We start from the raw sequence: 12445 nt of genomic DNA, 5'->3' as shown, positions 1-12445 counted from the left end.
GTCGGGGCCGGATCCTCAGTTGCCGGGGGTCAGCTTCAGGACCTTGCCGTCCGATCCGTCCGTCACCGCGTAGACCGCGCCGTCGCTGCCGACCCGGACGTCGCGGATGCGGGCCTGGAGGGGGATGCGTTCCTCGGTCACCACCTTGTCGCCGTCGAGCTTCACGGCGACGAGCCCCTCACTGACGAGACCGCCGATCAGGAAGGCGTCCTTCCAGGCCGGAAAGGCGTCGCCGCTGTAGAGAGCCATGCCCGAGGGGCCGATCACCGGGTCCCAGTAATAGACCGGCTGCGCCGTGCCGCCCGCCTGGGTCTTGCCCTCGCCGATCTTCTCGCCGCTGTATTCCAGGCCGTAGGTGACCTCGGGCCAGCCGTAGTTCACGCCTGGCCGGGGCCGGTTCAGTTCGTCGCCGCCGCGCGGGCCGTGTTCGGCGGTCCAGAGCCGTCCCTGCGGGTCGAGGGCCGCCGCCTGGACGTTCCGGTGGCCGTAGGACCAGATTTCCGGCTTGGCCTTCTCGCCGCCGGAGAACGGGTTGTCCTTGGGCGCATTCCCGTCGGTATCGATGCGGAAGACCTTGCCGAGGCCGCTGGTGAGGTCCTGCGCCTGGACGCGGGTGACCTTGTCCGAGCGCTCGCCGACCGTCACGAACAGCTTGCCGTCTGGAGCGAAGACGAGCCGCGAGCCGAAATGCTTGTCGCCGTCGTAGGTCGGCATCTGCCGGAAGATGACCTTGACCTCGTCGAGGCGGGCGGTGCCGTTCTCCTCGATCAGCTTGGCGCGGAGAACGCTGGTGCCGTTGCCCTTCTCGCGCGGCTCGGAATAGCTCAGATAGATCCGCCGGTCGGCCGGAAAGCTCGGGCTCAGGGCGACGTCGAGGAGGCCGCCCTGGCCGCGGGCATCGACCTTCGGCACGCCGGGAATCGCCGGACCGGGCGTGCCGTCCTTGGCGACGATGCGCAGCTTGCCGGCCTTCTCGGTGACCAGCATGCGTCCGTCCGGCAGGAATTCCATCGCCCAGGGATTGTCGAGGCCCTTGGCCACGACCTCGGTCTTCACCTTGGTGGCCGCCTCGGGCTTCGGCGCCCGGGTCTGGTTCGGCAGGAGGGGCTTGTAGGGCGCGTTCGGCGCCTCGGTCTCGGCCGGACTGTTGCCGGTGGCGGGGCTGGTGGGGGCCGCGAAGGCATCGCCGCCGACCCTGGGTTGCCGCGGTTCGGCGCCCGCCGGTTCCTGCGCATGGAGGGCCGTGCCGAGGCTGAGAAGGGCTGCGGTGGCGAGCAGGCTGTAGGGGATGCGCTTCACGTCGGGTGTTCCTCCATACCGGCACCGGGGCCGGCTTCGGGTCGAGCCCCATCGGCCGGCCAAGCGGCCCGCCGGGGCAGGGACGAGAGGGACATGGGGCGACGGACACGCTTTGACGAGGGTCGACGCGGGGCGGGCGACGCCACCGGGGCGCGCCGCGCACGGGCGTGGACAATCCGCGTTCCCGGCGGAGGGCAGCCCTGCTTGCGGTGCAGGATGCCTTGACCGTTCCCCCCGCCATCGCCAAGTCTCTCACACAGCGCACGGTCTCGCAGCGCGATGACGGCGAAGAGGTGGTTCCGCATTCGGCGGAACCGGAAAGGAAGTTTCCCCATGGCGACGGTGAAAGTGACCGACGCGAGCTTCGAGCAGGACGTTCTTCAGTCCGCGGAGCCGGTCGTAGTGGATTTCTGGGCCGAGTGGTGCGGCCCCTGCCGCCAGATCGGTCCGGCCCTCGAGGAGATTTCGGCCGATCTCCAGGGCAAGGTGAAGATCGCCAAGGTCAATGTCGACGAGAACCCGGGGATTGCCGCGCAGTACGGCATCCGCTCGATCCCGACGCTGCTGATCTTCAAGGACGGCCAGCTCGCGAGCCAGAAGGTGGGCGCGGCGCCGAAGGGCGATCTGTCCCGCTGGATCCAGGCCAGCGCCTGAACCTTCGTGCGGCCGGTCGCCGGCCAGGCGCCTCGATGCGGCCCTGAACCAGAAAAAGCCCGGCGCGAAGCTGGGCTTTTTTGTTGTGCAGGACGCACCTGCGCCGGCGCAGCTAATTGGTTGTCGGACGGGAGCCTCAAACGGAAGAAGCCCGGCCTTGCGGCCGGGCTCCCCCGTTTCGAGACCCGATATGTCGGCTTAGTACGAACCGAACTTGTAGTTCAGGCCGGCGCGCACGACAGCGAACTCGGCGCCGCTGTTGCGGTTCGTGAAGCCGGGCTGACGGTAGAGGACGCCGTTGGTGTCGAAGGCGTAGACGCCAGCGTTGCGGTTGTTGTTCTCGAGGTTCACGTACAGGCCTTCGACCTTGAGCGTGACGGCCGAGGAGCGGAAGAAGTTCAGGAAGGAGTCGGTCGGCAGGGCGTACTCGATGCCGCCGCCAGCCGCGTAGCCGGTGCGGAAGTCGTCGTTGCCGCGGAAGCCGCCGAAGGAACGCTCGTTGCTGCCGGCGCCGTAGGCGAAGCCGCCGGTGCCGTAGAAGAGGACGCGGTCGAAGGCGTAGCCGATGCGGCCGCGGACGGTGCCGAAGTAGTCGAGGCTGGCGGTGCCGCGCGGATCGACGAAGGTGACGCCGGCGACGGGAGCGAAGCCGGGGGTCAGGACGAAGTTGTTCCGGCTGCGGCCGAAGTCGACGTACTGCGCGTCAGCTTCGATACCGACGACCACACCCGAGCCCGGGGTGAACTGGTAGTTGTAGCCGATCTGACCGCCGCCCGTGAAACCCTCGTTGGAGTTGTTCGAGTAGGCGACCTGCGACGGGCCACCGGCGCCGGCGATCAGGTTCGGGCCACCGCGAACGAGGTTCGGGAAGACGTTGTTGTAGACGTTGGTGCCGCGGTCGCTGGCGTCGAAGCCGTAACCGGCGTTGAAACCGGCGTAGAAGCCGGTCCAGGTGAACACCGGCACCGGCACGAACACCGGCGGAGCCGCGCGGCGCGGAAGGTCGGCGGCCGAAGCGGCGGCGGTGAGGGCCGTGAAGGCCGCGAAAGACGTAAGAAGCTTTTTCATTATTTGATCCCCAGCGATATGCCCGATCGAGGGAGAACCTACTTCAGTTTCCACAGCCAAGATGTAGCGCCAGGGTCACACCGCGGACTTGACGTGGACGTGAACGGAGCCGGAAAAGTTAAGGAAAATCAGGTGGGAGGCGTGCCGTTGGCGGTGAGGACAGCGCCCACGAGGTAGAGCGAGCCACAGATCAGAATTCGCGGCGGCCGCTCGAAGGCGATGTTCGACAGGCTCTCCAGAGCGGCCTCGACGCTGGGCGCGGTCTGGGCGTTCAGGCCCACCTCCGCTGCGATGCTCGCGACCTCCTCGGCGGGCCGCGCCGCCATTTGCCCGGCGATCGGCACCGCGACCAGCACGCGTGCCAGGCCGATGAAGTGGCGCAGGAAGCCCTCCGCATCCTTCGTGCCGAGCAGGCCGACGATCAGGACGAGCGGCACGTCCGAGCGCTCGCCGAGATCCGCCATGGCGGTGGCCAGGATGCGCCCGCCGTCGATGTTGTGGCCGCCGTCGAGCCACAACTCGGCGCCCGCCGGGACGAGGTCGGAGAGGCGGCCCCGGTTCAGGCGCTGCAGGCGGCCGGGCCATTCCACGTTGTTCAGGCCGGCCTCGATGGCCGCGGTGCCGATGTCGCCGAAGCCCGCCGCCCGCAGGGCCGCGATGGCGGTGCCCGCATTGGTGAACTGGTGGCGGCCGTTCAGGCGGGGTTTCGGAAGGTCGAACAGGTCGACGTCGTCCTGATAGACGAGGCGCCCGCGCTCGGCATGGACCGAGAAGTCCTGGTTGCCGACGCGGATCGGGGTGGCGCCGACGGATTCGGCGAGACGGCACAGCACCGAATCCGCCTCTGCGTAATCCTGAGCGGCGATGATCGCCGGACAGCCCTTCTTGAAGATGCCGGCTTTCTCGGTGGCCACGGCCTCGACGGTGTCGCCGAGATACTCGGCGTGGTCGCGCCCGATCGGCGTGACCACCGCGGCGGCCGGCCGGTCGATCACGTTGGTGGCGTCCACCCGGCCGCCGAGGCCGACCTCGAGCAGCAGCACGTCCGCCGGCTGCTCGGAGAACAGCAGCAGGGCGGCCGCGGTGGTGATCTCGAACACCGTGATCGGCTCGCCCTCGTTGGCGGCCTCGCAGCGGGCGAAGGCGTCGGCGAGCTGGTCCTCGGGGACGAACTGGCCGCCCCCGATGGCCCCGATCCGGATCCGCTCGTGGAAGCGCACCAGATGCGGCGAGGTGTAGACGTGCGCCGCCAGCCCCGCCGCCTCGAGAATCGCCCGCATGAAGGCGATGGTCGAGCCCTTCCCGTTGGTGCCGGCGACGTGGATCACGGGCGGCAGCCTGCGCTCGGGATGGCCGAGGCGGGCGAGCAGGCGCTCGATCCGGCCGAGCGACAGGTCGATCGTGCGCGGGTGCAGGGCGAGGAAGCGCGCCATCAGCGCGTCGGAGGAATCCATGGTCGAACGTCGCGTCGCGGAGGGGAGGGGGCGGCGGGCGTGGTGCCTTAGGCGGGCTCCGGAACCGGAAGAGCGGCCGCTCGGGCCGGCTGCGTCCCGGGCTCCTGGTTCATGAGGAGGCCGCACAGGTTGGCGATCGTGTCCTTCAGGGCGTGCCGGTGCACGACCTGGTCGACCATGCCGTGGTCGCGCAGGTATTCCGCGCGCTGGAACCCGTCGGGCAGCTTCTCCCGGATGGTCTGCTCGATGACGCGCGGGCCGGCAAAGCAGATCAAGGCGCCCGGCTCGGCGAGATGGACGTCGCCGAGCATCGCGTACGAGGCGGTGACGCCGCCGGTGGTCGGGTTCGAGAGCACCACGATGTAGGGGAGCTTCGCCGCGTTGAGCCGGCGGACGGCCACGGTGGTGCGGGGCATCTGCATCAGCGAGAGAATGCCTTCCTGCATGCGCGCGCCGCCCGAGGCCGAGAACAGGACGTAGGGCGTGCGCTTGTCGAGCGCTGTCTCGGCACCACGCACGAAGGCCTCGCCCGCCGCCATGCCGAGAGAGCCCGCCATGAAGGCGAAGTCCTGCACCGCGAGGGTCATCGGCAGGCCCGAGACGCGGCCGAAGCCGACTTTGAAGGCATCGTTCATCCCGGTCTTGGCCCGCGCGTCCTTCAGGCGGTCGACGTAGCGCTTCTCGTCGCGGAACTTGAGCGGGTCGGTCGCGACCTCCGGCAGGGGCACATCGATCCAGGTGCCCTCGTCGAACATCATCTTCAGGCGCGCCTGGGCGCTCATCTTCAGATGGTGCTCGGAGCCCGGGATGACCCAATGATTGCTCTCCACCTCCTTGTGGAAGACCATCTGGCCCGTATCCGGGCACTTCACCCAGAGATTCTCCGGGGTCTCGCGCTTGAACAGGGTCTTGATCTTGGGGCGCACGACCTCCGAGATCCAGTTCATCGGTTCAACCATCATGCGACGGCGTCCTTGTGCGGGCTCGAAGCGAGCGAGCCGGAAAGTCTCGTGAAATTGCGTCAGGCGCGGGGCGAGGAACGGACGCCCTCGGCGAGCTCGCACACCAGGGTGCTGACGGCCTCGACCGTCCGGCCCGTCGACACGCCCTCGGCGTCGAGGGTCGCCCGCATGGCGTCCACCAGGGCCGAGCCGACCACCACGCCGTCGGCGCCGCGGGCGATGGCGGCGGCGTCCGCACCGGTGCGCACGCCGAAGCCGACCACGATCGGCAGATCGGTGTGGCGGCGGATGCGGCCCACCGCCTCGGCGACGCGGTCGAAGTTCGGGGTCGCCGTGCCGGTGATGCCCGTGATCGAGACGTAGTAGACGAAGCCGGCGGTGTTCGCGAGGACGGCCGGAAGCCGCTTCTCGTCGGTGGTCGGCGTGGCGAGGCGGATGAAGGCGAGGCCCTTCTCCAGCGCCGGCAGACAGAGTTCGTCGTCCTCCTCCGGCGGCAGGTCCACCACGATCAGCCCGTCGATGCCGGCCGCGAGGGCGTCGTCGAGGAAGCGCGCGACGCCGTAGGCATGGATCGGGTTGAAGTACCCCATCAGGATCACGGGCGTCTCGGCGTTCCCCTCGCGGAAGCGCCGGACGAGGTCGAGGGTCCGCACCACGCCCTGGCCGTGCTTGAGTGCCCGCAGGCCGGCCGCCTGGATCGCCGGGCCGTCGGCCATGGGATCGGTGAAGGGCAGGCCGAACTCGACGATGTCGGCTCCCGCGGCCGGGAGGGCCTGCAGCACCTTCAGGGAGGTGTCGGCATCCGGGTCGCCGGCCATGACGTAGGTGACCAGGGCCGCCCGATTCTCGGCGCGGCAGCGTGCGAAGGCCGCAGCGATGCGCGCCTGGCCGGGATTTGCCGAACTCGTAGCCGTCATGACTCTCACGTCTCGCGTTCCTCGGGGCCGCCCCTGGCGCGGCCCGGGATCAAGCCGCCGCGCCTACACCATCGCGACCGGCCCGTGAAGCGTGTGCCGCGTCGCGTCGCATGCGGGAGAGCGCGGCTACGGTTTCTTAACAGCCTTTCGAAAGCCGGCCTTCAACCTCGGGCGGCATGGTCTGTCCCGGCGGGACCTCCCCCGCCGGAGGCCGGCTTCATGATCCCGCAGGACGTCGTCCTCGTCCTTATCCCCTCGGGGGTCGCCTTCCTGGCGGGCTGGGTCCTGCGGGCCCTCACGCGTCCGGCCCCGGGCGTCCTTCGGCCGGGGCCCCGGGAGGGCGCCCTGACCGAGCATCTCGAGGACCGGATCTGGCGCCTCTCCGAGAGCGAGGAGCGCTACCGCGCCCTGGTGGAGGCGACGACGGAGATCATCGTCCAGCGCGATTCCCAGGGCCGGATCACCTTCGCCAATGCGGGCTTCGGCCGTCTCGTCGGTGCCGAGCCGCTGTCGCTCCTGGGCACGATGCGGCAGCCGACGGTGCTGGAGACGGGAGAAGCCGTGCGGCAGGCCGACGGCGTACGCCGTATCGAGATGCGGCTCGCCCCGGTCTCCGGGCCGCCGCGCTGGTATTCGTTCATCGAGATGCCGGTGCCGGGCAGCACCGGCGAGACGCAATGGCTGCGGGCCGGCGCCGACATCACCGAGCGGGTGGAATCGGCGCGCTCCCTCGACGAGGCCCTGACCCGAGCCGAGGCCGCCAACGTCGCCAAGTCGCGCTTCCTCGCCACCGTCAGCCACGAATTCCGCACGCCGCTGAACGGCATCCTGGGCATGGCCGACCTCGTTCTCGAGACCGGCCTCGATCCGGAGCAGCGGACCTACGTCGAATCCATCGGCACCTCCGGCAAGGCGCTGCTCACCCTCATCGACGGCATCCTCGACTTCTCGCGCATCGAGGCCGGACGCCTCGATCTCGCCGCCGAGCCCTTCGATCCGGCCGAGATCGCCGAGGGGGTGGTCGAGCTGCTGGCGCCCCGCGCCCAGGACAAGGGCATCGAGATCGCCGTCGACATCGCCGACGAGGTCCCCCGCCTCGTGATCGGCGATGCGGACCGGGTGCGCCAGATCCTGGTCAATCTCGCGGGCAACGCCATCAAGTTCACCGGGGCCGGCGGCGTCGGCGTCGAGCTTTCCTACGGCGACGGCCAGCTGTGCATCGCCATCGCGGATACCGGACCGGGCATTCCGGAGGAGCGCATTCCGCGCCTGTTCGAGGAGTTCGAGCAGGGCGACGGCAGCGCCAGCCGCCGGTACGAGGGGACCGGACTCGGTCTCGCCATCACCCGCCGCCTCGTCACCCGCATGGGCGGCCGCATCGACGCCGCCTCGCATCCGGGCATCGGCAGCACCTTCACGGTTCTCCTGCCGCTCGGTGTCGCCGAGTCGGACCGCGAGCGGCCGCCCAGCCTCGATGGCCGCCGCGTCCTCATCGTCGCGACCTCGCCGTTCCAGGCGCCCTATCTCGCCCGCCGGCTCACCCGCTCGGGTGCTTCCGCCCAGGTGGTGCCGGATCTCGACGCGGGACTCGCGGCCCTCCCGGACGCAGCCTTCGACGCGGTTCTGGCCGATCGCACTCTCGGGGACGCGGCGGTCCGGACCCTTGCCGGGGAGGCGCGGCGTCACGGGGTGCGCTGCTGCCTGGTGCTGCTGTCGCCCTTCGATCGGCGCGATTTCGGTGCCCCGGCGGCCTCGGGCTTCGACAGCTACCTCGTCAAGCCGGTCCGCGCCCGGTCGCTGTTCGACCGATTGCTGGCCCCCGCCTCCCCGCGGATCGAACGACAGCCGCAGGCGCCGCATCCAGAGGGACGGACGACCCATCGGGGAGACCTCGCGCGCCCGGAGCCCGGCAATCCCGACGTCCCCGGCGGCCCGCGCGTGCTGCTGGCGGAGGACAATCCGATCAACGCGCTCCTCGCCACCAAGGCGCTGCAGCGCCTCGGGGCCGTCGTCGTCCTGGCGCGGGACGGGGAGGAAGCCCTCGCCCGCATCCGCGAGGCCTCGGACCATGCGCCCTTCGATCTCGCCCTCCTCGATATCCGCATGCCCGGCCTCGACGGCCTGGAGACCGCCCGGCGCATCCGCGCGGGCGAGGCCGAGGGGCGGGCGCCGGCCCTGCGGCTCGTCGCCCTCACGGCCAATGCCGGCCGCGACGACGAGCGCGAGGCCCGGGCTGCCGGCTTCGATCATTTTCTCGCCAAGCCGCTGGATCTGCGCGCCTTGCCGGACCTGCTGGCCCGCCGCGCGGCGGCCGCTTGAGCGTTGACACGCCCGGCCGCCCGCGCGAACACCGCGGCATGGCCGATGACCTCACCACCGACGCGCCGACGCGCAACCACGACCGCCGGGTCGCCTGGAGCGTCGTCGCCCTCACCGCCGCGACGGTCCTGATCGGGGCCGCCGTACCGGCCCCGTCGCATCCGCGGGCGGCCATCGCCCCGAGCGAGGATACGGCCTGCGCCGAATGGGGCGACGGTTGCCGGGTCTGCCAGCGCGGGGAGGGCGGCGTCGCCTGCTCGCTGCCGGGCATCGCCTGCGTGCCGAAGGAACAGAGCTGCCTGCGCCGCGTCGGCGGCTGATTGCGCGACAGTCGGGGTGATCGCTCCGTGACCGCGCCGGTGTTTCGGTTCGCCCCGAGCCCGAACGGGCGCCTGCATTGCGGCCACGCCTTCTCCGCCCTCCTCAACGACGCCCTCGCCCAGGGCGAGAGGGGGCGCCTGCTGCTGCGGATCGAGGATATTGATCCGGTGCGGTCGCGGCCCGAACTGGTCCAGGCCATCCGCGACGACCTCGCTTGGCTCGGCCTGCGGTTCGTGCCGCCCGAGCGGCGCCAGTCGGAGCATCTCGACGCCTACCGCCGCCAGGTCTTCGCCCTCGCCGAACGCGGCCTCGCCTATCCCTGCTTCTGCTCCCGCGGCACGATCGCGGCGGCGGTGGAAGCCGAGGCCGCGGCCCGGGGAACGGCCGTGCCCCGCGATCCCGACGGCGCACCGCTCTATCCCGGGACCTGCCGGGCGCTTCCGAAGGACCTCGCCGATCGCCGCCGCGCCGCCGCCGAGCCGCATACCTGGCGCCTTGACATGGCCCGCGCCCTGGCGGCGGCCCCCGGACCGCATGCGGTGCGGACCTTCACGGTGGATACGGGGGAGGGGAGGGGGCTTCGGCACATCGGGGCCGAGCGGGACGAGGCCGCCGATCCGGCGCGCTGGGGCGACCCGGTGATCGCCCGCCGCGACGTGCCGACGAGTTACCACCTCGCGGTGGTCATGGACGATGCCGAACAGGGCGTCACCCACGTGGTCCGCGGCGCGGATCTCCGTGCCAGCACCGACCTGCACAGGCTGCTGCAGGCGCTCGTCGGGGCGCCGTCGCCCCGTTACCATCACCACGGCCTGCTGCTGGATTCCGCGGGCGAGAAGCTCGCGAAGTCCCGCGGCTCGCGATCCCTCGCCGATCTGCGTGCAGACGGCGAGACCCCGGCCGCGATCCGGAAGCGCCTCGGTTTTTCGTAGCGACGCGGCCTCTGTCCTCGACGGGGGAGACCCGCGCCGCTCAGCGCATCACGTCGCGCTGCGCCATGGCGGAGGCCGTGCGCGACTTCTGCATCGTGCCCTCGATCTGCTCGCGCTGGCGCGTGAACTCGGCGAGCATCCGGCCGTCGAGCTCGCGCCCGCGGGGGACGCGGATCTTCATCGGATCGACGAAGTGGCCGTTGATGATGACCTCGTAGTGCAGGTGGGCACCGGTGGAGAGGCCGGTCGAGCCGACATAGCCGATCACCTGGCCCTGGCGCACCTTGGCGCCGGCGGTGATGCCGCGGGCGAACCGGGACATGTGATTGTACGTGGTGACGTAGCCGTTGATGTGCTGCAGCTCGACCCGACGCCCGTAGCCGGAATCCCAATCCGCCTTCAGCACCGTCGCGTTGCCGGCGGCCACGATGGGCGTACCGATCGGGTTCGCCCAATCCACGCCGGTGTGGAGCTTGGCGTAGCCGAGGACGGGATGGCGTCGGTAGCCGAAGCCCGAGCGCATGATGCCGTCGGCGATCGGCTTGCGGATGAGGAACTTCTTGAGCGAGCGGCCCTGCTCGTCGAGATAGTCGATCGTCCCGTCGTCGGGCGACTGGAACCGGTAGACCTTGCGGGCCTCGCCGCCGAGATTGAGCGCGGCGTAGAGGAGTTCGGGCCGATCGGTCGAGCCCTGCGCGCCCTCGTCGTCGAAGGTGTAGAAGACGTCGAGGCTGTCGCCCTGCGAGATCCGGCGCTGAAAATCCACGTCGTAGCCGAAGATCTTGACGAGGTCGTCGACGGCGCCGCGCGGCAGGTCGTGCCGGGCCGCCGTCTCGTAGAGGCTCTGGTACAGGCGCGGCCCGGTGCCCCCTTCCTCCTCGCCGTCCTCCGAGGCCTCGGCCGCGACCGGGGCCGCGCGCGACGGCGCATCTTCCGTGGGCGGCGCCACCGAAACGAAGCTGCCGCGGTCGTTGATGGCGGCGATGCCCTCGATGCCGGTCTCGCCGTAGAGCACCACCCGGGTGACCTGCCGGGGATCGCCGGGCCTCGGGCCGGGGGCGACCTGGACCCGGAACTGCTGGCCTTCGGACAGGTCCGCCGTCCGGGTGCGGCCGCCGAGGGCCGCCACGATGCCGCGAATCTGTTCGTCGCTGACGCGGGCGGTGTTCTTCAGCGCGGCCTCCAGGGTCTCGCCGCGCTTGAGGGCGAGGTCGCGCTCCTCCACCAGCGGCGGCTCGGCCCCGCCGCCGCTCTTGGCGAGGCTGGTCACGTTCTCCGGCACCACCAGGACGTCGATGGACTTGAACGGCGAGGCCTCGTCCCCGAGGCGGGCGGTCGAATCGAAGGCCGAACTCGCCATCCCCTGCTGCAGGGTGCGCGACAGCATGATCTGCGGGGCGATCGGGATCGCGGCGCGGCGGCCGGCCTCGGCCGAGAGGCGCCGCTCCTCCTCGATCTGCGCCGCCACGTCGTCGTCGGAGAGCGCAGGCGCGCCCGCCTCGACCTCGAGACCGGCGAGATCCCGCTTCATCACCGAGACCTCGGCGCCCGGCGCGTCGCCGAGGCCCGGCTCCGGGGCGCGCTCCAGGGGCTCGTCCGTGCTGAGCTTCATCGGGTCGAAGCGCGGCATCTCGGTGGCAAAGACCCCGGTCGTCATCGAGAGCGCGGTGGAGACGCGCATGAAGGGACGGACCTTGATGATCTCGCGGTCGCCGAGCCGCACCGTGATGGGCGAGCGGAAGCTCTGCTTGGCCGAGGCGATCATCAGGTTGCGCACGAGCCGGTCGCTCTTGCGCGCGACGTTGGCGGTCCCGTCGCTCAGCGCGGGGCGCACGGCGTTCGAGGCGCGCTCGGGGATCGCCGCGAAGGAGACCTCGCTCTGGAGCGAGACGTGGATCGCCGCGCCGATCAGGGCCGCTCCGGTCAGGCCCGTGAGGGCACTGGCGCAGAGCCAGCGCAGATTGACGTCGCGCCGGTCGATCCGCGTGGCATCCGGGCCGAGGAGGTCGAGGGGCGGCAGGTTGCCGACGGGAGCGCGGGCGGCCGCACGGGATTCACCCGCAGCGTCCTGGCCTGGGCCGTCCTGCTCCCCGATCTTGAGACGGCCGCGCTTCAATGGGATGGTTCCTATCCGTGGTTCGCCGGTCCGGCGCGAGAGATCGCAGCGCAGGGGCGCGGCCGGCGACCGATGTCGTGGCCCAGCATGTCGAGATTGAGGCACGTTTCGGGCACGGCGTCACCGGGCGGCCGGCACGGTGTTCGCGACGGATGTGAAGATTTTTCGACAAAGGTGTTGACGGGTTCGGGTGTGGTCCGTATACCCCGGTTCATCGGCGGGCGGCCAACGGGGTTGGCGGCTTGCTTTTGCATCTCCTGACGATTGGCGGGGTTTTGAGCCTGGGTTTCTGGGCTTGCTCTGCTGTTTGGTTTGGTTGGGTGCGGTGTTCTTTGACAAGTGAATCTGAGAAAGAGAAGCGTGGGCGGCGTATTTGCTCTTGCGGATCCCCTGTGAGGGGGAT

General features: G+C 70.5%; 10 protein-coding genes. 4 read left to right on the top strand and 6 right to left on the bottom strand.

Annotated elements, in window-relative coordinates; translation table 11 throughout:
* Positions 1–15: 15 nt before the first annotated feature.
* Positions 16–1299 (bottom strand): PQQ-dependent sugar dehydrogenase, encoded by a 1284-nt coding sequence (locus tag AC3WLN_RS07125; protein WP_492480351.1) that lies wholly within the window; start codon positions 1297–1299, stop codon positions 16–18.
* 333 nt (positions 1300–1632) lie between these two features.
* Between AC3WLN_RS07125 and trxA the strand changes: the two genes are divergently transcribed.
* Positions 1633–1953, top strand: a complete 321-nt coding sequence (trxA, locus tag AC3WLN_RS07120; protein WP_055956782.1) for a thioredoxin — start codon at positions 1633–1635, stop codon at positions 1951–1953.
* A 198-nt stretch (positions 1954–2151) separates the two neighbouring features.
* Here the strand turns inward: trxA and AC3WLN_RS07115 are convergent, their stop codons facing one another.
* From AC3WLN_RS07115 to trpA, 4 genes are all read right to left on the bottom strand, one after another.
* A complete protein-coding gene (locus AC3WLN_RS07115; RefSeq protein WP_492480350.1) occupies positions 2152–3021 on the bottom strand; it encodes an outer membrane protein in 870 nt (289 codons plus the stop codon).
* 128 nt (positions 3022–3149) lie between these two features.
* Positions 3150–4475, bottom strand: coding sequence for a bifunctional folylpolyglutamate synthase/dihydrofolate synthase (locus tag AC3WLN_RS07110; RefSeq protein WP_492480349.1), 1326 nt, complete (start codon positions 4473–4475; stop codon positions 3150–3152).
* A 47-nt stretch (positions 4476–4522) separates the two neighbouring features.
* Entirely contained in the window at positions 4523–5434 is a 912-nt protein-coding gene (gene accD, locus AC3WLN_RS07105; protein WP_492480401.1) for an acetyl-CoA carboxylase, carboxyltransferase subunit beta, read from the bottom strand.
* A 62-nt stretch (positions 5435–5496) separates the two neighbouring features.
* On the bottom strand, positions 5497–6354 hold the full coding sequence (gene trpA / locus AC3WLN_RS07100; RefSeq protein WP_492480348.1) for a tryptophan synthase subunit alpha: 858 nt from the start codon (positions 6352–6354) through the stop codon (positions 5497–5499).
* A gap of 219 nt (positions 6355–6573) precedes the next feature.
* On the opposite strand from trpA, the gene AC3WLN_RS07095 reads away from it, so the two are divergent.
* Genes AC3WLN_RS07095 through gluQRS form a run of 3 tightly spaced genes read left to right on the top strand, consistent with a single transcriptional unit; the run spans position 6574 to position 9926 of the window.
* Positions 6574–8673 (top strand): ATP-binding protein, encoded by a 2100-nt coding sequence (locus tag AC3WLN_RS07095; protein ID WP_492480347.1) that lies wholly within the window; start codon positions 6574–6576, stop codon positions 8671–8673.
* A 38-nt stretch (positions 8674–8711) separates the two neighbouring features.
* Entirely contained in the window at positions 8712–8993 is a 282-nt protein-coding gene (locus AC3WLN_RS07090; protein WP_492480346.1) for a hypothetical protein, read from the top strand.
* 27 nt (positions 8994–9020) lie between these two features.
* A complete protein-coding gene (gluQRS, locus tag AC3WLN_RS07085; protein WP_492480345.1) occupies positions 9021–9926 on the top strand; it encodes a tRNA glutamyl-Q(34) synthetase GluQRS in 906 nt (301 codons plus the stop codon).
* A 40-nt stretch (positions 9927–9966) separates the two neighbouring features.
* Here gluQRS and AC3WLN_RS07080 read toward each other — a convergent pair whose 3' ends face one another.
* The gene (locus AC3WLN_RS07080; protein WP_492480344.1) at positions 9967–12042 is read right to left on the bottom strand and encodes a M23 family metallopeptidase; all 2076 of its coding nucleotides are present in this window, start codon (positions 12040–12042) and stop codon (positions 9967–9969) included.
* Positions 12043–12445 lie beyond the last annotated feature (403 nt).

The sequence above is a fragment of the Methylobacterium sp. FW306-05-D genome, from assembly GCF_058782155.1.
The sequence above is the reverse complement of the archived record's forward strand: the minus strand, read 5'-3'. Positions and strand labels throughout refer to the sequence as shown.